A 21897-nucleotide genomic window follows, 5' to 3' on the forward strand; every position below is an offset into this window, starting at 1 on the left:
CGGTCCACATCGTTGTATCCCAGGTAGTTTTTGGCGAAACCCCTGAATCAACGACTGGGCGGGTCGTCAAGCTAACCCACTGATACCACTCAACTTAGTTTCGGATCGGGCTCTCACGGTCTGGCGAACTATCGTCAGCAATGGATTCGAGACAAAGGAGAGCAAATCCCAGCTGGAAGGGACGCCAAGAAAGCTCAGGTGGATCCGGATTTTGTCGCCACGAATATTGCAACGCCATCGCCGCGTTGGCCATTCGAAAGGCATCAAGAACTTCGGCATCATCAAGCAGGAGCGCGATGCCGCGGCGCATCCGCTGCTCGGCCTCGCGGCAGCGCGCTATGTGGGTTTTCCCTTGATCGGCGCTTTCCGCGGGCACGGTGCCAAGGTCCGACTCCATCTTGCTGATCCAATGGGAATAGGCGTCAACGAAAGCATTCAGCCCGGCTGACAGCGCCTCCCTACCTTCGGTTGCCAACCAATCGGCGCCTAGGGGGGCTCGGGCGGCATCGTCCTTGAATTCCACGTCGCCCGCCGCGCTGACGACGTGGACGGTTGTCTCTGGCAACCAGCTCGATGACAATTCCTTGACGGAGTCGTCTTCTAGCTCATCCCACACGGCTGAGCATGTGTGCCCCACAGCCCATTGCCGAACATCACGATAAAGCAGTGCCGAAGTCTTTGCGTCGTCATCGAGCTCGGCATGTCCGGATCGGTCCGGTTTGGGGACGAAATAGCAGTCCAGACAGCTTACGGTTAGCTCGACTTGGAAGAGTGCTGCCTCTTCGTTAGCCTGTCGACTCCGCGACTTGGCTGGTCGGGCATCGTTGGTCAGCGCCACAGTGACCAGTAGAACTCCTGACCAGCGGGCAATTCGAATATGTAAGCTGGCATCCGGTATGCCGCGTTCGGCTAGGCTAACTGGCTTAAGACCAGCTGCCTCGCAATCCGACAAAACCAACTCGACATCGCCGTTCAGCGGAAATCGCTGCCAAAGTTTCGGGCGCTTCTGTGTTGCTCCGTCGCCATCCGGTTCGGTGTCCGCTATCCGATAGCGAGCGGCTCGAACTGAGATTTTCAACGATGCGCGCGAAGATGTCGGCTGAACGGCGAACGAGAGACCGGCAGAGCTCGGTCGGAAACTAGATGCAGTTTTGATGCCGTCCAATGACGTGCCGGTAAACTCAGCGTTATCGGCTTCCGCAGACTCGTCGTCCTCCTCGGGCGAAACTTCAGTCCGGGCCGGGAACAGGATCCCTGTTAAGTAGCGGTCGGAAGGCCTGTCCGAAATGATTTCGTTATCTTCGCCCGGACCGATCAGGTCCGTCTTCATCCGCGCGAGCAGGACGTCGCGTGCGTCCACCATACAATCTCCCAAAAAAATACTGGACTCAGCGATCGACCCTGCAGAATCCGCTCAGCAAGGGCATAAGCCCGATAGGTGGTGAATTCCCGGTTACACTGGCAGAGAATACTGTGGTTGCGCCTGAAACCGTTATCGTATCGACGGTGTCAGGCCCGAGGCTTTCGGGGGCGGTCTGCGTAATGGCACGCAGTGTCTCTAGAAACGCTGCGGACAGGCAGCCCAGCGGTGGGGAGTTCTCATCTTCCAGGGACAGGATGTACTGCCCCGCTTTGTTCCGCATCGCTCTTATCGACGACTGCGTGCCAGCGGCCATCCAAATTGAGGCAACGGTAGCACGTGGTTTTGTGACGAGCCCGTCTTTTACAAGATCGGCCCAGCTCAGCAGGTCGCCGTCCAAGCCGATCTCAAGCATTCGGTAGCCTGCCCGTGGCGCCCAGTATCGTTCAGGCTGGCCGGTGCGAAAGTATTTGGTCGGGGTGATCCATCCCGTACGCAACTCCGCAGACGCACGGGTCGCCCCTACGTAGAGAGTCCTCGCTTCTTCGTCCCAGTCAACGTCATCGCCAGTCGGAGCTTTCGTGAGCAGCAAGAACACGCGGTCGCTCTCTCGCCCCTTGATTGCGTGAATTGTAGACAGCAGGGGGCCTGCATTTCCCTCATGATCGCGGACAATGTCGAGGATTGGATCCTCAAGGGCCTCAGCGATGTTGGAAACGACAACGTGAGTGCCGGTCCCACCTTCAAGTTCGCGCAGTATCTCCCAGCATTCGGCGAGATCCCGGTCACAGGCAGGTGCCAGTTCGTCGAATAGTGCGGCAAAGCCATCCTTGGAGATGCGCTCATTCCCGGGCAAGCCCCCCAGCGTTGCCCCGATCCACGCTTCGATGTGCAAGGGGCGATCTGGAACCCGAATCCGAAATTTGCGGCCTTGGTACCGCAAGGCTTCTGCAGCGGTAACAAGCGCACCGCGCCCTCGCGTCAGGATCAGACCACGCGTCGTAGAAGCGTGACCGGCGAACCCCGACAAGCCGCTTTCTACCGCCGCAGCCTGGATGCGCTCCCGCATATCGAAGTAGCGCGCCCGCTGATCGGAGGCAGGCGACAGCAGCTTCTCACGGCATTGTGCGAACATATCACCTAGTGCCGGAGTTTTAGTCCGGTGATCCTGTTCCAGGCGGATGATCGAAAAACCGGTATGATTGCAGATGGTCTCGACGAACGAGCGCTTGTCAGAGTCTGCCGATTGGTAGCCGTAGATTGCCTGGGCCGGATCACCCAGCACGGTGACCCCGCAATCTTGATTCAGCGTGTCCACCAACGCGTCACAGAAGGCTTTGCGGTCTCCCACAAGGTCTTGAGCCTCGTCGATGACGACATGCTCAAACCCGGAAACAATGTCATGCACAAGCGGGTCTCGGCGCACCAGTAGCCGTGTGGCAGCTCGGATGGTGGCATCGTGCCCTCCCTTGACCGATTGGCCCGCGGCACCAAGCAAGCGCGCGGCAAAGGCGTCGAATGTCCGCGTGTGGATCGCAGCGGTTGCCCTAGAAGAGTTCAATGCAGCGACCCGATCACGAAGTTCAGCTACAGCCACTCGCGTAAAACTCAAAACGAGAACGCGTGACGGGGCGACATCTCCACGTTCGACAAGTGAAGCTAGCCGTGCGCACGCGACGAAAGTCTTTCCTGAGCCGGGCCCTGCCTCAACCACCAATCGCGAATTCGCGGGCGCCTCAATAACGCGTTGCTGCTCCGGATCAGGGCCGGCGGCATCTCCAACGATTTCAGATTCTTGCCGAACTCCGAGCCAGTCGTTGACGAAGCTGGCGTTCACATCGCTGATGGACCACGACTTGGTAGCCGGATCAAAATTGCCACACAGTGCGAGTGCGCGTGACAGCTCTGTTGGGATTTCTGCTGCTTCCGCCCACGTGCCCGAAGGTGCCACAAGCCGCTCTATACGCGGCGGCGGTGCATCATCGAATTCCTGCAAATACTCCAACAAGCTGTGGGTCGAGGGCGAGGCGATGTCAGGAAAGAGATCCGCGCCTTCTTCAGACATGGGCATTCCGTGATCACCCACGCCGATGACCCGACCGTCGGGCAGCTCAACTCGCCGTTCCGGCAGTGCAATCAAAACCTGCTCGTCGCGTACGCTGCCAAATCCAACGTCGCCAACCTCGCAAAGTAGCGAAATCAGCGGCCGGATCCGGCCATCCTCGCCTGCACCAAGCGGATCGAGAAACCGGTTTACCCGCTCACAGACCTCGGCGACACTCACCGCTCTCCGGACATGTACGAAACTCCGGACGAAGTCAGCTATGCGGCGTAGTTCCTGGAACTCCTGCCAAATGTGCTCATCCCTGACACCCGAACGCAACTTCACCAAGATTGCCCGCCACTTCAATAAATCCGTGTTGACCCAAGGAAGGTCTGTGGGCCAGTGTGTTACGCATAGGGCGACGAGGGGCAATCAATTTTTTGAAACCATCCCGATCACGCCTCGTGTGCATGAAAGTGACGATGTCGGCATTAAGTCTCCTGAAAGAAAAGCATCAAGAGATCGGCAGCCGCATCTCAAGGATGTGCGCTGATCGCGGTTCTTTTCCCGTTTTCATGATTGAGCATGGGCTGAGTACTGATGACTTATCGGGAGTAAGGGATTTACTCTGGCGCGCGCTGGAGCGTGACCCCAACCTATCAAGTCCTCAGTGGAACTGGTCTTACCTCCCGCTTCTCGCTGTAACGGCGGAAGTGGGATATCGATATCAGGGTACCGGGACCGATTTCTGGCCCGTAGTCGAACAAGACCTTCACCTGATTGCTGGTGGTGGCTTCCGGTTAGCGCTAGTCCGGCTTTTCGAGCTAGGTCATCGCGAGTTTGGCATCGCCAAACCAAGTAACAGTGCCTGGGAGCGCCACTTCCCCCTGATTGCTTGGCCGATTGCAAACGCTTTGGTTCCGCTTGAGCTACAACCGCAGCTTGCCCGTGCTCTGCGGCAAGCACTCCGAGCTGGTATATCGGGGAATGATCCCGAAGCGCTTTATCAGTACCTCGTTCAAATCGCCGTCGGCCAAACAAGTCGTCGCTTCGAAAACTGGCTTCATCAGACCGATACCGCCTCGGAAGTGATGAGGCGCCTGCTGTACCCCGCATCTGATGGCTGGCTGTCAGGCGATATACTAGAGCGGATCGACGGCGATCTAAGAAAAGACGTGGGCGCATCGCGTGCGATTCACGAAGCAAGACGCATAACCGAACGGAAGTCGAAGAACGTCGCCAGCGTTCCACCGGCTCGCTACGTGTTAGCGTTAAAGGAGCGTTCGCCGACCCATCTGCTGGTCCGAGGACCCGTTCTTCCGGCTGAAGTGCGGCAGGAGGTGGTTGGATTGTTGCGCTCTCCAGGCGACCGGATCAGGGCTATTGGCACAGATAGGGCAGTTCCCCTCCGGACATTTCTGTTCGGCGGCTCAATTGCGATTGGTCTTCCCACCGATCTCCCCGCCGCTCCACTCTGCCGGGATTGTGAACTGGCAGAGCTCGACGAACCCGGTAAAAATGTCCTTGCCGCCCTGCAACCGAGGAGCACCTCCTTCTTCCTCGTCGGTGCCGGGCATGTCGAGGCGCAAGCAGTTTTCCCGGGTGAGCAACTACCCGTTCGTTCGCATGTAATTCGATGGATAGCGACCGGCGACACCTCGTCGCCGGAATTCCGTTGGCTTTCGACTGCCGACAAAACTGATGCGGAAGTCTTGCGTCGATCAGGCTTTGTCCTCGGCGCACCAGGGGCGAAGATGCAGGTTATAGGCTTGCCTTTACCTGGTACGGATTCAAAGTTTGCCGCAGGATTCCCGGTTTTTGTGTCCGGCGACAGTACTGACGCCTCACCGAAACTGGATGGCAGCATTGATTCTGGCAGTGTCATGCGAGTCGGTGATCATTGCTGGTCCGTCTTCAAACCTGCATGCGGCGAGCACTGGATCCAGGAAGGCGAGACTGGCGACATCAAGATCGCGTTTGAAGTAGTCGAGCTTCCGGAGGCAGAGACCGCGGAGATCGTGCTAGACCCTCCGCGCCCGACATTAGCGGATCTGGAAAGTGGAAGTCTTTCGGTTCGCGTCTCTGCTCCTGTTGCACTTGAGAATGTTCCGGTGCGTTTGCGACTGACTGCAGGAGGAATGCCAGCCATCACCTCTGAAGGGGTCCTCGAAAGAATTCCGGCTCTCATTCGCGGGAACTCGAAAATCCTGCAGGAGCTCCGATCACGACTTTTTATGAGCCCAATTACGTCGGGGGCTGCAAAGCTGCGCGTCTCGGTCGAGGGATTTCGCACAAAGCTCGTGGAGCTACTGCCGCCGATCAACCGCCTGAGTTATGATCCTGACACTGGCTTGTGGTCGGCCGAAGATGGACTTTCCAAGGGAATCCGATCACTTGTTGCAACGGCAAACGCCCCGATACCAGACAACGGCCCATCCGATGCAAAGGGCTTGCGTCTCCTCGTAGCGGACGCCAGCGACCAGGAAGCGCTTTCTGCGGCGCTTGTGCTAGATAATGGGCAACCCACGTTCGCACCGCAAACATGTATAGTACCACCAGTAATTCGCGAAGCATTGAGCGCCTCGGGTCGCCTTGGCCTTGTTGATCTGGCACGCTCAACGGTCGCCTGGAAACTCGCGCAATGCCGAAATGCCGTTAGTGATTGGCAGCGGACATTAATCGTTGACGAGCTCGAGGCAGCGGTAACCCGAATGCTGTGCGGCGATACTTGGCTGGAACTGGAAAAGGATCTCGATCTAACGATTCTGTCATCACACGGCGCACTCGTCCACTGCGCCTGGCGGAAATGGCTGACTAGAGGTGATGATCTCCCGGTGATCGCGACGCGGTCTGACCGCGCGCGACTGAACGGCTATTTGATTCAGAGATTCCGCGATGAGATTCCCGATGTCTCTCTGGCACTCTCTGAATGGGACGACGATACCGCAGGCAACCTCGATCTGGCCGTCATCGACGCATACGACGATCTGCGGAGATATCACGAAGACCTCGGCCACGAGACTTTTGAAGAGCCTGACATGAGCCGACCAGCTCACGTCTGGAAGGCTGCGCTTCAAGAGGCAGCAGACCTCGCAACGCTACCCATGTTCAAGCCGTTGATCCTGCCCGCACGTCGTTGGAACGCACTTGTCAGCGCATGGTATGGAGAGCTCACACAAGACGAACTGGTAGATCTCCTCGATAGCTTTCACGTAGACAGTTTCAGAAGACCCGGCTTTCGATGGATGGGAAGGTCTGAAATCCGGACCCTTCTCCAGTTCTGGCTTTCCCCGGCTCAGGTGATAGCGGCAGAGAACTGGGCCGAATCACTGGCTCACGCACTCTCTGACGTCCAAACGGCTCGCGCCATTCGATATGTCGCCTTGCGGTGGCGGCTTGCGGCCAAAGATCTGCCGGAGGTGGCGCCGGCGTGACCGATCCCTTTCTCAGATTCGTAAATTGCGTTGACGCGTACCGGATGCGTGCGTTTGCCCTTAACGAAGGTCTGTGCGGCGCACTCGGGGTTGCTGCCGATCCCCTTCCGCATCAGCTAGCGACTGTCCGCAGGGTGCTTGCTGAGGCCGAAATACGTCACTTGATCAGCGACGAAGTGGGTCTTGGCAAAACAGTCCAGGCGCTGATGATCGTAAATGCGCTAAGGTTCCAGGACCCAACCCATCGAACGCTCATAGTTGTCCCTGACAACCTTCTTTCGCAATGGCAGGACGAATGCTGGACCAAGGGTCACGTAATGCCTGCGTTGGTCGGCGCTTCGGATTTTGACAGTGCGAACCTACCCTCCGTGACCTTAGTGCGCCCGCGCGACCTGACGATCAGAGACGATGAAGGAGGCCGCATTTTCCAGGCGGACAGCCAGGTTTTCGATCTTCTCATTGTCGATGAGCCGCAGACGATGCCGCGAGATGCAGTCCAGACAATTTCTCAAATTGCAGGCGGCTTCAGACAGGTTCTGGTGCTTTCGGCGACGCCTCGCCTTGGAGATGCCGCCTGGCGCAACATGCTGATGCGAATTCTCGAGCCTGAGATTGCTCAGCTCGCGCAACTTCAGGATAAGACAATTGACGGGCTGCTTCAGGAACGGGAAGCAGGCGCATCGACTGAACTTCTGAATGGTGATGCATGGCTTCCACTGGTTCACGCCAAGTTCGCCGCAGGAAGGCGGATCGTCAGAAATAGCCGAAGCGACTGGAGTGATCGGCTCCCGCGCAGGCGCAATCACTCCATACGTGCGCAGCCGTTGCACCATGAACGGCTCAGGATTGAAATTGCTCGCGCTCTCGTCCGGAAAGTTAATCCGCGCCTTGGTTTTGAAGGTCCCCAATGGACTGCGGCAAAGTCTTTGCAGCGAAGTGCGCGCGCGGCACGCGTTGTACTCGCCGAGATCGCTGCCGGTGGCGGGGAGCTGAGCGAACTTGCCCGCACTGCACGTCAACTCACGCTCGACGACCCGGGCGATGCCCGCCTTGGCGCTCTCCTCGATATTCTGGCGAGCCAGTGGGCAAGTGACTCGAACCAGACGTTCATCGTGGTGTGCGGCGATAATCCAACGATCGATCTGTTGCAGACAGCGCTGCCGAGGTACTTTCCGGAACTTGAAGAGGCGATCTCTGTGCTCCGTCGGCCCTCTTCGGGAGAAGACGACCGAGTGACAAACTTGCGGGAAATGCAGGCGACGCTTGCCCCACTCAACTCAGGAGAGAACCGTCTACTTCTGGTGGGTGACTGGGTTCAGGCCGGGCTTAACCTCCATCAGGTTTCGAGTGGCATAATTTTCTACTCTCTCCCTTGGGAGATCGACAGCATTGACCAGCTAATCGGCCGCATCGACCGACTGGGTGGCGGTCGCGTTGACGCCCATGGGCAACGCTGGATAGATATCTGGCGAATACTAGTCGAAGGAACGCAGGAAACTGCAGTCGCGGACTGCATGGCCGCGATGGGCGTCTTTGACGCCCCGCTGCCGCCATTGTCTCCGGAGCAGCTTGCAGATGTGCAGGAGCTCTTGGCACAAACAGCTATCGCAGGATCGAGCCCGGATACCATCTCAAAGCTCACTGTGGCCGATCAAGGGCTACCGAGCAGCATCAAACTGGATGCGTCGGCGAACACCGCTGCAGCAAGGGAGAGTTACGCAACGTGGCAACAGAACGACCATGAGCGTCAGTCTATTGGCGCGAGCGTTGCCGGACATACGCCGGTAGCGAAAAAAGAAAGCGCCGTAGCCATCTGGCTGAAAACTATGGATCGGGCCGGGGATTTTGATGTCGGCCGAAGGACCGATAAGGTCGACAACTATCGCTTCAGAACAATGTGGTATCCCCGACAGGCAGCGTCCGGCAGGGCAGGTCAAAGCCCATTTCTGCTGCCTGGGGTTAATCATGATCGCTGGATGTCGGACCACGCTCCCTTCATTTTGCGCCGCTCCGACGTCTCGTCGCCACCGCGCAGGACGGTCCTGACCGACGAAGGGGAAGACACTCCGCGGCCGCTCCACTTTCTCGACAACGGCAGCGTAATCTTTGACGCCCTCGTTGACGGGTACTGCGCTGCAGCTGCCTCGACATTTAGTCAGGCAAAGCGCCTCACGCAGTCCATCGTCATGATGCCAGAAGGCCATCCGGCGCTTGCAATTGGCTCCACGGTTCTGTTGTCGGCCGCCCAAATAGATCCATTTCCTGATGAGCTTTTGCCGGGCTTGTGGTCCACCCAGGCGGAGGAATTGCTCGCCGCTGCGCCGACCGAAGCGCAACGCAGTGCCCTCCTCGCGGATCGCAAGGCGCTCATGAGTCGCTGGCGGGCAGTGCAGCGCGCCGTGAGGCTTGCCGCACCGGCACGACTTCTCCTCATCGGATCGGCCCACGGAAAGGAGGGCTGGCACATGTTGTCACGAGAGCAAATCGAGACATACCTACAGCCATTTTCTCCACCAGACTGGAAGGCGGCTGCGAGGGGCAGGCTTGCGGCCCAGCCTCTCATGAAACAGGATTTGGTGGAGCGTTTGGAAGTCGTGCATCGGGATCTGGTGGCGAAAGCTGTCACGCAGTTTCACGAAGATGCGGTTGAACGGACCAAAAGCGCACTTGAAATCTTAGCGGCGCAGACGTCGGCAACCTTCGAAGCTGAACTCCGAAACCGAAATCTTGCTGCGGAACGTCGCAGAAACGGCCGCCCCGAGGGCGTGCCGGAAGAGCTATGGCTTGGGCAGGTGGCCGCTCTCGAACGACTATCAGCATCAAGCGAGATCAACTCAGGTGAAGCTCTGGCTCTGATCCGCCACTACCAAACCGGAGAGCTTCTAGCCGGCGAGCCGCAAACTATTTCAATATTGGCGGGCCTGCGGACTATCGACTAGTACGGTGGTATCGGTGGACACGAAGCAGGTGCGACCAATTCTTGGCTCTTTGGAAACGGGACTGAGCCGCCGAAGCACAATCGAGTGAAGTCACGATGCGGGTCAGGCTTCCTGCCTCGACCTAACCAGCGGCACGAAGTCCACTAGGCTCATGAGCCATGCCCGTTGCGCCGGACGATATGTGGCATGAAGCCGCTGCGGCACTACCAGCTGCAGCTTCTTGGCCTGCATTTCATTGGTCTGGTTTTCTGAAATGCCGGGCTCCAACGTGAGCAAATGCTTCTCTTCGATGCGGACAGCTTCGGATAGAACCTGACGCCAGCGGTCCTTGAGGGTCGACTTCGCGCCCAGCATCGTAAGGCGCGCCGACGAGAACGCCGGGTCCCGATATTCAGCCTGTCCCGGGAAGAGAAAGTCCGGCTTGTTGCGGTTCTCAGTCTCGGCCCCGCGGGCATACCGGATACCTTGCGCTAGGAAAACAGCCTCGAGATGATTCTCCAGAGCCTGACCAGCGCGCGCCTTGCGCCGGTTCTGGACGCTCAGGGAGAAGGACAGAAAGCCATCGACGTCGGCGCCATTGACGTCGGCACCATCGGCCGCCCGGAACCCGTCGCCGATTCGCGCTGCCACGATCCTGCGCTCCAGGCGCCGGAAGAGCTGCTCCTCCCGATCCATCCAGTCGATCAACGCCAGATCCGGATCATCTGCCGCTGAAACCTCTGGCAGCGAGGAACGGGCAAGGTCAGAAAACACCCGGGTCGTCGGGAATTGCAGCCCGAACGGCTCGATAAGACTGTCGAGTCGATCAGCCTCAGGCTCCTCGGGCTCAATCCCCAACTCGTCGAGAATATAGCGGGCTGCGAAATCGAGCTCGGCGCTCTGGTCAGCGGAGATTTCCTGATAGGTAAAGCCAAGCTCCGGCTGCTCCTCCAGCCCGAACAGCCACATGAGCTGGTTCTGGACGGTTCCGGCAGGCGTGATGACCACCAGCACCAAGCCATCACGCTGCAGAGCAAGGAACAGCATGTCGCCCGGTCGCATCATTTCAGTGACCGAGTTGCCGGAATAATAGAGGTGATATTCTGGCGCGCGGGGCTTGCCCTTGCGTACGTTGGACCAGCTCATGAAGCCGTCCTCCGCCAGAGCCTCCTGCTCCCCTGAAATCCAGATGAAGCGCGTCGGAATGCCACGCCGGTCTTCGTCGCCCATCAGACGCCGCAGCGGCCTCGTCCCCTGAAACTCGTGCTGGTTCGACCGCTCGGTAATCGTCTCGACCAGCGTAAGCTGCTTGGCAACCACGCCAACGAAAAGATCCGACAACATCCCCCGACGCATTTATGTTCCCCTGATCTCCATCCGCTGCCGGTCAGACCTGACCCAGTTCTCACAGCTGTCGAGTACGTTGTCCAATGGCAATCGGGTCCGCCCCTTGAGCGCGCACTCCCAGACGACTGCCTGCCGCCATCCAGCATTAGCAAGCGCGGCGTCAGTGCGAGCATCAACCTCCCGGTTGCGTGCGATCTTTGAGCGCCAGAAGTCGGGGCGCGTCGATGGCCATTTGAATAGATGGCAGTCGTGCCCGTGCCAAAAGCAGCCATGGGCGAGGATCACGGCCCGATGGCGTGTGAACACGATGTCCGGCTTGCCCGGCAATGCGGGATCGTGAAGCCGAAATCGCAAGCCGCGCGCGTGAAGCCCCTTTCGAAGCAGCAGTTCAGGCTTGGTGTTAGTCGCCCGAATACCTGCCATCATCCGGCTGCGGACATCAGCCGGTACAATGTCAGCCATGTGCGAGCGCTGGCTCCCGATCGGGACGGGTCACGGTGACCGGTGCAGTTGTTGGACGTTCGTTTCCAATCACCAGCGCCGCCTCGATATGCGGCTTCATTGCCTCGGCGATGAACTCCACGACCGGCACCACGACAGCATTGCCGAACTGACGGTAGGCCTGCGTATCCGAAACCGGGATCTTCCATCGACGATCGCCCCGGTCGAAGCCCATAAGTCGGGCACATTCCAGCGGCGTCAGACGCCGGGGACGCTTGCCCGGTTGGGCCACGAGCACTTCCGAGCCGTCCTTGTAATAGCGGGCCGACAGGGTGCGCGTGACATCGTCCGGTCCGAACAGGCTGTAGCCGAAACCATTGCCCTTGGCATTGTGCTTCTCCTTGTAGGCCTGGAGGTATTCCCACAGCCGTTCGGTCAGCGTGTACCGCGGATCGACATCTTCATGCCGCTCAAGAATGCTGCCGAGCTTTGGACCACCTGCAGGCAGTTTCAGCCCGTTGAGATCAAAGCTCGTCGGATCCCGGAATCCGACGATGAAAATGCGTTCGCGCTTTTGCGGAACCCAATGTTCTGAGCTGATGACCCGCGTCTGCACATGATAGCCGAGTTCATTCGTCAGCACATTCATGATGGTCGCAAAGGTGCGACCCTTGTCATGGCTTTCAAGATTCTTGACGTTTTCCAGCACGAAGGCAGCGGGGCGATGGTGCGCTATGATCTGGGCCGTGTCGAAGAAAAGCGTGCCCTGCGTGTCGCACAGGAAGCCATGCGGTCGCCCCAGCGCATTCTTCTTTGACACACCGGCAATCGAGAAAGGCTGGCAGGGGAAACCCGCAAGAAGCACGTCATGCTCGGGGATTTTCGCCGGATCCTCGGCATACTCCCGGATGTCACCGGCCAGTGGATGGTTGTCCCGGAAATTCTGCGCATAGGTTTTCTGGGCGTTGGCATCCCATTCAGACGTGAAGACGCAATGGCCGCCGATGCCCTGAAAACCGATCCTCAAACCGCCAATTCCGGCAAACAGATCAATGAACCGGAATGAAACCTGGCGCGGCTGTTGAACTGTCTTCCGCGCCGCATCTTCAAGGACCCGTCGCCCGAGTGCTGACGGACGCCCGGTGCCGTTCGCGTAACGGGCGATGGTGCGCTCGGACACTGAAAGCAGCGCGGCTGCTTCGGCATGAGACAGGCCTGCTCGGTCACACAGCTGATTAAAGTCGTTCTGCCGTACCACTGATCTGCGCATCGTCGCCTCGCTGTGTCGAATTCGGTCACGTTGGCAGAATGATTCCCAGAGGGCAAGCTCTGTTCCTTTAATGTTCACCTTTCATGCGGGCAACTCGACAGCAATTTCATCTTGAGAGAGCCGACAAGCCATCGGGTTGCGAACGCTCTGGCCAGTTCGGCTGATTTCACCACTTGCTCCCACGTCTTTCAGATAACCGCGCAAGCGTTCTTCGGTCCGCCGACGCGGGCGCCTGCCTGACCTAAGGTCAGCAACGAGCCTCGGGTCTCCGACAGCCAACCTGCCGAAGGTGCTCGGCGACGTCCGGGTTCGCGCCAGATATTCCTCAATCTGCTCCAGAAGCTCCATTGTCTTGGACTCGCTTTGCGCTTGCGTTCTTGTTATGTTCTTACTAGGAAGCCTTCCTAGAGTCTAGGATCGATTTTCCTAGGTGCCCGCGATAGGACTGACAGTCATGGACGACGCACGGAAAGCCCTCGACGAACTGATCCAGCAACGAGGAGTGAATTATTCCTCGGTTTCGCGACTGCTCGGCCGCAACGCAGCCTATATCCAGCAGTACATTCGCCGCGGCAGCCCGAGGCACCTGGACGAGCAGGATCGCTCGGTGCTCGCCCGCTTTTTCGGGGTGGACGAGAAGGTGCTTGGTGCCCCTGCCCGTCGCTCAGGTCCGGTCGTCGAACTGGTCCATGTGCCCGTTCTCAATGTCGAGGCGTCGGCTGGCCACGGTGCTCTGGCCGAAATGGAATCCAAATCCGCGCAATTCGGCTTCGATGAGAAGTGGCTGCGCCGGCTGACCGCCAGCAAGGCATCGAGCCTGTCGATCATCGCCGTGCATGGCGACTCGATGGAGCCCACCCTCCACGATGGCGACGAGGTCATGGTCGATCTTGCCGATGGCCAGGCGCGCCTGAGAGACGGGATCTATGTCCTGCGGATGGATGACATGCTGAGCGTCAAGCGGATTGCCCTCGAACCGCAGGGCAAGCGCGCTTCGGTTCTGAGCGACAACCCGGCCTATCCAAGCTGGCGCGGCCTCGAAAAGCGGACGCTCAACATCGTCGGGCGGGTTCTCTGGTTCGGACGGGCACTCTAAGGAGGTCATCTGATGCTTGCCCTCCTTGCCGCCTCGATCGTCGCCTCCAGTCAGACCTTCACCTGCACACCAACCCATGTCTGGGATGGCGATGGCCCGGTCTGGTGTGCGGAAGGGCCCCGCATTCGCATCGCTGGCATTGCCGCCCGGGAAATGGATGGCAGCTGCCGCACCAATCAGCCCTGCCCCGATGCCACGGCGATCGAGGCACGCGATGCGCTTGTCCAGCTAATGGGCGGCGCGCGCGGGACGATTTCGACGGGTCACGTTGTGGTTCGAGGGCCGCGGCTGTCATGCCGCTCCGAAGGTTCCGCGGGCGGAAGCCGAACGGCTGCCTGGTGCCGCCTGCCCTCCGGCGCAGATCTCTCCTGCGCGATGATCCGCACGAGAACGGTGCTGCGATGGGACCGGTACTGGAAAGGGCCAGCGTGCCGGTAAGCCCCGACCTACACCTTCGTGGCGAGCTCGTCGAAGGGCCGCTTGGCCTCGTGCTCCAGGCAGGCGGCGGCCACTGGGAACTGGATGCGCCGAGGTCAGCTCGACGCCTTGTCGGCCGCGAGGTCGACGTCACTGGCCAGCGTACGGGATTCAACGGCTTGATCTGCAAGCAGGTCTGGCCGGCAGGGACAGCCCAACCTCACCAAATGCAGCTTCCAATCGAACGCCTGCTCGTTGGTGGTTTCGTGATTTACGGACTTCTGGCGACCCTGGCCGGGCTTGCCGGACAGCTTTCTTGATGATCAGCGATTGGGAACTCTGGGCCTGTGCCAACCATGTTCTGCAAACCCATGGCGACAAGGCACCGTTGCACGTCGCCGAGCAGATTGGCGCTCTCGCTCTCGCGAACGACCAGGCTGGCATTCGTGCGTGGCAGGCCATCGCTGAGCGGATTGTCCAGCTGACCTCCAGCCGTGATGGCGCCCGGCTGCAGTAGCCGTCTTCGGCGCTACCGTCTCGTTCATCCGATCGGCGAAAGATCGCCTGGAAAGAGACATGCCTGCGCGCTGGATGGGCCACACGCATCGACTTCGATCCTGAAACCACGCATGCGCTCCACCAGATGGCGAGCAAGATCGACACGCGCACCACGCTGCACACGCGGATCATCGGCATTGAGGCGAGCGAGGGTGTGCTCTGGCGCAACGGCCATGGCGACTTCGAGGTGGGTCAGAAAAAGGTCGTCAGAGATTCGGCGCATGCGCCCATGAGAACAAATAAAGAACTTATCGTCAACCGGCGGCGTGCGGAGAGGTGTGAAAGGGGCGACACTATATGCCGATCTCGAAGGGCTTGGCGATCGAGCGATCGAGCTCTGGAGGCTTGCGTTCAGGCGTAGGCGCACGGTCTTTTGCCTGCCCTTTGGCGGCTGCATCGCGGAGCAGATCAACCGTCTCCAACGCCGAGCGCTTCATGCCGGCGTTGCGCTCGACCGCCGCTTCGAGTTTGCCGGCATTATCGACATACAGGGTGAGGCCATCGCGCAGCCGCGTGATCGTCACGAGAAACGTCTGCTGGTTGGCCAGATTGCGCTCACGGCTGTCCATGACCGCGATGCCGCGATCGGAGGTGAGCCCCTGAGCCATATGGGCATTGAGCGCATAGGCGAGATCGAGACGGCGGAGCATTGGGTCGCCCTGCTCCAGCCTGTGCTCTGCACCGTGAGAAGTCTTCACAACCACCCCGGCGCTGTCGACTGCAACAATCCGAGCCTGGTCGGCATTAAGCAGGCCCCGCTTGTGATCGGTCCCGGTCCAACGAATCCGGTCATGAGTGTGGATGTCGATTTCGCGCACCTCGAACAGCCGCAGTGCATCCTGCTCACCTTGTGGCCGGAACTTACCCGGACGAAGCTCGAACTGGCGCCCCCGCTCGTTTTCCAGCGTCACCCGCTCGCGCGCGATGTCGGCCGAGACCACACGATACTCGCCGGGAGAAAGGCCCTGCCCTCGTTGGCGGCGCGCGACCTCGACCACCATGCCGGGTGCATAAGTGCTGGCATAACGCAGCTCTTCGCGGGTGACGTTGACGCGCGACAGGGTACTGAGGCGCATCGTCCCTGGCCCCAGTTCCCCGTTTGCCTTCAGGCCCGTCTGTACGGCTTCATTCACAGCGCTTCGCAAGGCCCGGCCTGAAGCATAGATTGCAGTTGCCTCCCGCTCCCCTGATGAGAGCGACAGCCATGCCGCCGCAGCCTCGACGGCAGCTCCGTTTCCCACCTCGATCACCTGGGGCGCCAGATGACGCATGGCGTCCTCAATCCGTCCCTCTTGGGCAGCCTGCTGGGTATCACGCAGCACCTCGGTCCGCGCCCTGAGGTTGGTGCTCATAACAGCCGTCTCAACGCCGGCCTGCTGCATCACATCAAACGGCTTGCCGGAATCGACAGCGCCCAGCTGCTTGCGGTCACCGATGCTGGCAAAGCGGCCGAGCTCGAGCAGGTTAGCCAGCCGCACCAGCTTTTCCTTGTCGGCATTGCCGACCATGGAGGCTTCGTCGAGCAACACGACCGTACCGCGCATCGCGGCTCTCGCCTCGGCAAGGCGACCCGCGTCAGCCCCTTCGAGCAGGTCGCGGTGTTGCCGCAGAAACCGCGATACGGTCATCGACGGGATGCCCGTCTCGCGCTCCAGCATCTGGACCAGCGTGTTCTGGACCGCGAGGCCCAGCACTGCCCTGCCTTCTTCCCGAAGGATATCGGCGACGGGCTTCAGGACCGTGCTCTTGCCCGCACCGGCAACGCCCTGGATCGCGACGATGCGGTTGTGAGATCCAAGCAGCAAACGCCCTGCCCCTTCCTGCCCGGGGTTGAGGGTAAGGCCGTATTTGATCTGGGAGAGGGCCTGCAGCCGTGTCCCTGCGAGCTCCGGTGCAATGATCGCCGGGGCCACACCGCGCCCACTTTCGACCGCTGCAATGATACGTTGCTCAAGGCTGACCGCATCACGCGTTGTCAGGAGGTCCCGGTCGCCTCCCCTGCCCCTTTCCAGATGACCCTGACGCACGAGCTGGTCGACCCGGTGCTCGATCTCGGCGAGCGAGGTCGGCAGCGCAAAGCCAAGCGCCGCGCGATAGATCTCCGAGCGGGTGAAGGCTGCTTCCCGCTCGCCCAGATGCCGGACAGCCGAGGCAACCGCATGGATCGCGGCGACCTGCTCCACGCTGCGGTTACCCATACGTGCGGGTATCAGCGGATCGCCTTCACGCAGGCCCAGCCGTTCGGCAAAGGTGGCTGCAAGGGCTTTCCCTTGGCGGACAAGCGCTCGCACGGAAGGGCCAAAGCCGGTCACGTTTCCGAGGTCCTGCGCACTGCGCGCATTGGCTCTGGCAATGACTGCGGCGGGGTCAAAGTCGAGCCTCGCGGAGGTCTCCCGCCATTGCTGCGTCAGCGCATCGCGATCCTCGATCCGCCCCTTTTCTGCGCGGGTCATCAAGGTTGCGGCATCAAGGACGCCCGGCCCAGAGAAGTTCATCTGGGCTGCTGCCTCCAGAATCTCTGCACGCCGGGAACTGAAGGCATCACGCACGGCCTTGGGCACCCCGACAGCCTCAAAGTTACCGTGCTTGCCGAACGCTCCGACCTCGTAGCCGAGCTTCTCCACGTCCAGTCGAAACCGGGCCATCGTCATGGCATTGAGGAGGGTATTGTGCTGCCAAAGCTTGTCGTTGCGTAGCGCCCGCCATTTGCCGTCCGGCCCCTGGGTCACATTGGCTACGACGGCATGGAAATGCGCATTGGGCTCCTGGTTGCGGTTGGTGTCGTGCTGGAAGAGCGCGATCGCAAGGTTGCCGGTCTGCACGACGCGCTCCCTGCCCCGGACCTCCATCCGGGTCTCGGCGAGGTTCTTCTCGGCCCAGCGCAGGGTTTCCCGGACGGCCGCGGCGTAGGCGTCGAGGATCCGTTTGTCGCCGCCCACCAGCGCGAGGACCGACCAGCTTTTCGGCATTGAAAAGGTGAGATCGGTCCCTGCCCGATGCGCCCGATTGTCGCTGCCAACCCGGCTGCCATCGGGCAGCATGCCTTTGAGGACTGCCTCGAACTGCCGCGCATCAACGGTCCCATTGAGCCCCAGGGCAGCAGCGCCCTTCCCGAGCCATTCGCCGGAGCGATCGGCATCGGCCCGCGTGTAGTAGTTGTCGGCAGCAAAGTAGTTGGCCGCGCCGCCTGCGGTGCGGACATTGGCTACCGACAGCATCGATCGTCTCCCGTAGCGGTGGCAATCGGTGACATGCTCACATCTCCATGTCGCCGAGGTCAGGCCCCGTCATCGGCGGCGGCTCTTGCTCGCGCAGACCATCCTCGAGCATCAGCTTGCGCGCTGCTGCATCGCTGGGGCCTCCGCTCTTGGGGCTATCCGGCTTATCCTCTTGCGGCGGCTGCGCTTCCGGCGTTCCGGCCCGGGCAGTGCCCTTGGGAGCAGCCGACTGATCCTGCCTCGCGGCGGCCTCGCCGGTCGGGAGTAGCGGGCGGGCCGAGGGTCCAGCCTTTCTCGGCCTTGCATCAGTTCGGGTGTTCGCCCGCTCCCGCTTGGCGCTGCCCGCTTTCTCTTGCCCCGATCGAGCGGCCCGTTCCTGTTCCTTCGGCGTCTTGCCGGGCGTGCTTTCAACTGGCTGCCGCAAATCCTTCACGGCTGCGTCAGGCTTCTGTTTGGGCTCGGATTGCAGCACCGGGTCGAGGGGCAGTTCCCCCTGCTTGGGCACGACCGGCTTGCCCGCCCCATCGTCGTTGGACGAGGGATGTTCATTGTCCGTTGATGCTGTCGACTGCCGCGCCTGCTGTGCCGGCGGCTGAGGCTCGGTAACCGGTGCCTTGTGGCCATCCTTCACCCGGGCGATGAAGGTCTCTGCCCGCTTGGGCCGATTGACCGGGGTGAGCCTGACGGGCGCGGCAGGGAAACCATCGGGAAACTTGATGTACCCGGACAGCCGCGGCAGGTTCATCAACTGGTCGGGCAGAAGCAGCGGCTCGATGTGCTTGCGCGGGGTGAGGCTCACCGCATCACGGGCGTTGTTGTAGCCGTAGGTGTAGCCCTCCTCCATGTCGCGCACCTGGCGATGGCCAATGAAGTCGGAGCACCAGGTGGCCGTTTCCCGGTCGGCGGTGCCGAGGATCAGTTTCGTCCGGGCCAGCGATGACAGGGTCATCGCCATGTTCTCGCCGTAGACTTCCTTGAGTTTGGCGTAGGCGTGGATGCCAAGAACAATAGCGCCACCGAAATTGCGCGCTGTCTGCAGTCCTTTTTCGAGGGCTGGCAGGCGGTGCAATGCCCCCAATTCATCGACGAAGAACCAGCACTTGAGATCGCGCGTGCGTGGGCCAGTCATGAGCGTATTCATCGCTGTATCGAGCCAGAGCGTGAGCAGCTGCGCGCAAACGCTCATGTCGACGTAGCGGGCGGATATGAACAGGATTGAGCCCTGGTCCTGGACTCCATCTGCGCCCACTTCGATCCACTTTCGGACCGAGAAGCGAGGCCCGGTAGTCGGCAACAACTTGAGCGCCTTGGCATTGACGTTGAACACCGCCCGGATCGATTCCGCCATGCGGGCTGCTTCCGGTGCGGTCAGTGGATCGGCGATCGTGCCGCGCATCATGGCATGAACGCGCGACAGATCCGCGGTCATCAGCTCGCGGGCAAGAGCTTCGTTGCTCGCCCTGCCATCGGCCACGAGTTTGAGGCAGAATTCGACGAACAGGGCACGGGCGGCGATCACCCAGAACTGCGCCTCGCCGCCCCCGTCATGGGGTACCAGGGCATCCGCAGCTGCCCAGAACTCCCCCTCAGTGCGGCATTCGTCGAACAGGCTCCATTGGGGGCAGCGCGCATCCAGCGGGTTCAGGATGATGTCGCAGTGGGCCGCATGGAAATGTTCGATAAAGGCGCCGGTCAAATCGAAGACGATGCAGCGCTGGCCCTTGGCTCTTGCCTCCGCAATCATATCCGAGATCGCGACGGTCTTGCCCATGCCGGTGGTGCCAATGAGCATCGCGTGGCTCTGTTCGAGCCGCCAGGGATAGGTGACCGTGGCGATATGCGATGGCCGGTAAGGAAAGACCCGGGCGATCTCACGCGGCAGGCTGAGCCGCCACTTCCAGCCCATAGCCTGATCGAGCTCACGGGTGCGCTCACGCCGGTTGTGGGTGGTCAGTTCATCGACAAGCTCGGGGAGCGTGACAAGCATCGCGCCGCGCTCGTGCTTGCGCTCCTTGGAGCGGCCACCGAACCGCTCGGCGAACCAGTAGAAGACCGCAAAGGCTGGTACGAGCAGGAACCCGGAACGCCACAAGGCACTGCTCAGAAGAGCCGTGAGTTTCTCCCACGCATGGACGACCGGCGGATAATGATCGAGCTGCGCAATCGGAAACTGAATGGTCGCGCCGAAGGCTGTCTCCAGAGTGATCCGCTTGGCGGGATCGAACTCCATGAAGCCGTAGATGGCGGCGTAGATCCGCATCCAGACCAGGTAGACTTCGTGATCGGTGAGACCTGCCGAGATGATCCACCAGGAAGTCCATGAGATCACGAGCGCGGCGACAATCAGGGGGCCTTTCAGGCCCGCAGCGAACATGAAGCTGAAATGGCCGAGCAGCTGGCTGCCGCGCGTAAAATTGACGAGGTTATGCTTCATCGGAACCTCCCTCGCCGGCGGACGTGGAGAGACCGAGCTCCTTGCACTTGCGCGCATAGGCCTGATGAGCCCGGCCGCGCAGAGCGTGATCGGGGTGCCCTGCCAGCAACGCATCAACCCCGACCATGAGGAATACCGAGCGGCGCGAGATGCGCTCGATGGAAGCGTCGAGCCGCGAGGCAAGATCGTCCTCGGTGCAGGCATTGGCGAGCAAGGCGCGAACCCACTCGCTCATACTGATCCCCTTGGCCTTGGCAGCCTTGCGGATCAGCGAGCTGAGCTCGCTGGAGATGTAAACCTGGAGACAGATTGGCCGTGTCATGCACGGACTCCTTATGGTCAGGAGCCCGGTTCACACTGCGAAAGGCAGGAGCGACACTAAGTCAGATTTAAGAACATGTCAAGAACATCGAACTCGGCGAAATTCCGCCATTCTCGGTCTGGCTTTGGTCAAATCCACGTACATTCCCTTGCCCACGTCATTTTTGACGGAGAAGCTGCCATTTCAGAAAATTACGCCTATGCATATGTTTTTAAGTTATTTTCGCTCCTCTATTTCCTGCAACCCGTCGCGTAGGGTGTGCTCCCCAGTCCCCAGCTGCAAGGTCAGGAACCAGCCATTGAGCCAGTAACGGACGATGCGTTTTGCGATGCCGATTTCTTGAGATGGCTCGTGGGCTGCCGTCGCCCGGATCTCGATAGTCACAGAACGGATCAGGGCGTATGACGGTTGGCTGAAAGCAGGCAACGAGGAGCCTGAGCATGACCCAGGTCACACTGAGCGCGACACCCAAGGGCAACGGCTTCCAGGCGACGATCACCTATTCAAACGGGGTGTCAATCAGTTCGGCCGAGGCTTTCCCCACACAGGCAGAGGCGATCGAGGCTGCGGCTTTGAAGGTCCTGGAAATGCCAGAGCGACTTGCTGACCTGGATAAACCCGACGCCCAGGATTGATGTCGCCATCGACAATTGCGCCTAGTCTGACGTGGTCTACAAAGGGCTGCGAGCAAAAAGAAAGGAGGAAGCCCTGACGGACTTCCTCCCAAACCGGTGGGTCAGAATTCATCGCTGAGACGGCCCGGGACCGTATCAATGACACGGTCCAGCAAGGCCTTGGGCAGCGCGCCGTAATCTCCTTCATCGACTGCGATGTAGCCTGCCTCGTCGTCGCTCAGAATGTACTGCGTGAAGTAGCTGTGAAAGGACCGGGCATGGGCCTGATCCAGTGCGGCAACGAAGGCGGCCTGATCTGCCTTGATACCGGCATCGGCAATGTTCAGCGAAGCGTACATGTTCTTTCCTCCTGATGTTCGATGCGTCGCATCAGGGGGTGCGAAAGATGTGGGTGACGGGCTGG

18 protein-coding genes are annotated in these 21897 nt (G+C 60.3%); 7 read left to right on the plus strand and 11 right to left on the minus strand.

The annotated features are described in order from the left end of the window. Positions 1-94: 94 nt before the first annotated feature. Together AX703_RS19465 and AX703_RS19470 are read right to left on the minus strand one after the other, a co-directional pair. Positions 95-1330, minus strand: coding sequence for a hypothetical protein (locus AX703_RS19465; protein ID WP_197423777.1), 1236 nt, complete (start codon positions 1328-1330; stop codon positions 95-97). A 58-nt stretch (positions 1331-1388) separates the two neighbouring features. Beyond that, positions 1389-3749, minus strand: a complete 2361-nt coding sequence (locus AX703_RS19470; RefSeq protein ID WP_156452134.1) for a UvrD-helicase domain-containing protein — start codon at positions 3747-3749, stop codon at positions 1389-1391. Between the two features lie 125 nt (positions 3750-3874). Here AX703_RS19470 and AX703_RS19475 point away from each other — a divergent pair, with 125 nt between their 5' ends. Next, positions 3875-6838: a hypothetical protein gene (locus AX703_RS19475; protein WP_062346475.1), complete on the plus strand. Its 2964-nt coding sequence runs from the start codon at positions 3875-3877 to the stop codon at positions 6836-6838. Next, positions 6835-9777, plus strand: coding sequence for an SNF2-related protein (locus AX703_RS19480; RefSeq protein ID WP_156452135.1), 2943 nt, complete (start codon positions 6835-6837; stop codon positions 9775-9777). The genes AX703_RS19475 and AX703_RS19480 overlap by 4 nt, the downstream gene beginning before the upstream one ends. A 102-nt stretch (positions 9778-9879) precedes the next feature. Here AX703_RS19480 and AX703_RS19485 read toward each other — a convergent pair whose 3' ends face one another. The 3 genes from AX703_RS19485 to dcm are packed head-to-tail and all read right to left on the minus strand — an operon-like array spanning position 9880 to position 12814. Further along, entirely contained in the window at positions 9880-11097 is a 1218-nt protein-coding gene (locus tag AX703_RS19485; RefSeq protein WP_197423778.1) for a type II restriction endonuclease, read from the minus strand. 15 nt (positions 11098-11112) lie between these two features. After that, positions 11113-11565: a very short patch repair endonuclease gene (locus AX703_RS19490; RefSeq protein WP_062346481.1), complete on the minus strand. Its 453-nt coding sequence runs from the start codon at positions 11563-11565 to the stop codon at positions 11113-11115. Beyond that, a complete protein-coding gene (gene dcm, locus AX703_RS19495; protein ID WP_062346484.1) occupies positions 11558-12814 on the minus strand; it encodes a DNA (cytosine-5-)-methyltransferase in 1257 nt (418 codons plus the stop codon). The genes AX703_RS19490 and dcm overlap by 8 nt, the downstream gene beginning before the upstream one ends. A gap of 454 nt (positions 12815-13268) precedes the next feature. Between dcm and AX703_RS19500 the strand changes: the two genes are divergently transcribed. From AX703_RS19500 to AX703_RS19510, 4 genes are read left to right on the plus strand one after another with little or no spacing between them, the layout of a single operon-like run. Continuing rightward, on the plus strand, positions 13269-13910 hold the full coding sequence (locus AX703_RS19500) for a S24 family peptidase (RefSeq protein ID WP_062346487.1): 642 nt from the start codon (positions 13269-13271) through the stop codon (positions 13908-13910). A gap of 12 nt (positions 13911-13922) precedes the next feature. Beyond that, positions 13923-14348 (plus strand): thermonuclease family protein, encoded by a 426-nt coding sequence (locus AX703_RS26885; RefSeq protein ID WP_082734696.1) that lies wholly within the window; start codon positions 13923-13925, stop codon positions 14346-14348. After that, positions 14339-14647 carry a DUF5818 domain-containing protein gene (locus tag AX703_RS19505; protein ID WP_231735630.1) on the plus strand — a complete coding sequence of 103 codons (309 nt, stop codon included), beginning with the start codon at positions 14339-14341 and terminating at the stop codon, positions 14645-14647. The genes AX703_RS26885 and AX703_RS19505 overlap by 10 nt, the downstream gene beginning before the upstream one ends. After that, positions 14647-14844 carry a hypothetical protein gene (locus AX703_RS19510; RefSeq protein ID WP_062346489.1) on the plus strand — a complete coding sequence of 66 codons (198 nt, stop codon included), beginning with the start codon at positions 14647-14649 and terminating at the stop codon, positions 14842-14844. The genes AX703_RS19505 and AX703_RS19510 overlap by 1 nt, the downstream gene beginning before the upstream one ends. Positions 14845-14868: 24 nt before the next feature. Here the strand turns inward: AX703_RS19510 and AX703_RS19515 are convergent, their stop codons facing one another. From AX703_RS19515 to AX703_RS27540, 5 genes are all read right to left on the minus strand, one after another. Then, positions 14869-15108 carry a hypothetical protein gene (locus AX703_RS19515; RefSeq protein WP_062346492.1) on the minus strand — a complete coding sequence of 80 codons (240 nt, stop codon included), beginning with the start codon at positions 15106-15108 and terminating at the stop codon, positions 14869-14871. A 70-nt stretch (positions 15109-15178) separates the two neighbouring features. Further along, positions 15179-18103 (minus strand): MobF family relaxase, encoded by a 2925-nt coding sequence (mobF, locus tag AX703_RS19520; RefSeq protein ID WP_062346494.1) that lies wholly within the window; start codon positions 18101-18103, stop codon positions 15179-15181. Between the two features lie 37 nt (positions 18104-18140). Continuing rightward, complete coding sequence (locus tag AX703_RS19525; protein WP_062346497.1) at positions 18141-20537, minus strand: type IV secretion system DNA-binding domain-containing protein; 2397 nt, start codon at positions 20535-20537, stop codon at positions 18141-18143. Next, the gene (locus AX703_RS19530; protein WP_062346499.1) at positions 20527-20859 is read right to left on the minus strand and encodes a hypothetical protein; all 333 of its coding nucleotides are present in this window, start codon (positions 20857-20859) and stop codon (positions 20527-20529) included. Before AX703_RS19530 ends, AX703_RS19525 begins: the two co-directional genes overlap by 11 nt. Before the next feature lie 216 nt (positions 20860-21075). Then, positions 21076-21243, minus strand: coding sequence for a hypothetical protein (locus AX703_RS27540; RefSeq protein WP_156452136.1), 168 nt, complete (start codon positions 21241-21243; stop codon positions 21076-21078). A 56-nt stretch (positions 21244-21299) separates the two neighbouring features. Here AX703_RS27540 and AX703_RS19535 point away from each other — a divergent pair, with 56 nt between their 5' ends. Then, complete coding sequence (locus AX703_RS19535; RefSeq protein WP_020820072.1) at positions 21300-21494, plus strand: hypothetical protein; 195 nt, start codon at positions 21300-21302, stop codon at positions 21492-21494. Positions 21495-21595: 101 nt separating this feature from the next. Here the strand turns inward: AX703_RS19535 and AX703_RS19540 are convergent, their stop codons facing one another. Then, positions 21596-21832 (minus strand): hypothetical protein, encoded by a 237-nt coding sequence (locus tag AX703_RS19540; protein WP_062346501.1) that lies wholly within the window; start codon positions 21830-21832, stop codon positions 21596-21598. Positions 21833-21897 lie beyond the last annotated feature (65 nt).

The sequence above is a fragment of the Novosphingobium sp. CCH12-A3 genome (assembly GCF_001556015.1).
GTDB lineage: Bacteria > Pseudomonadota > Alphaproteobacteria > Sphingomonadales > Sphingomonadaceae > Novosphingobium > Novosphingobium subterraneum.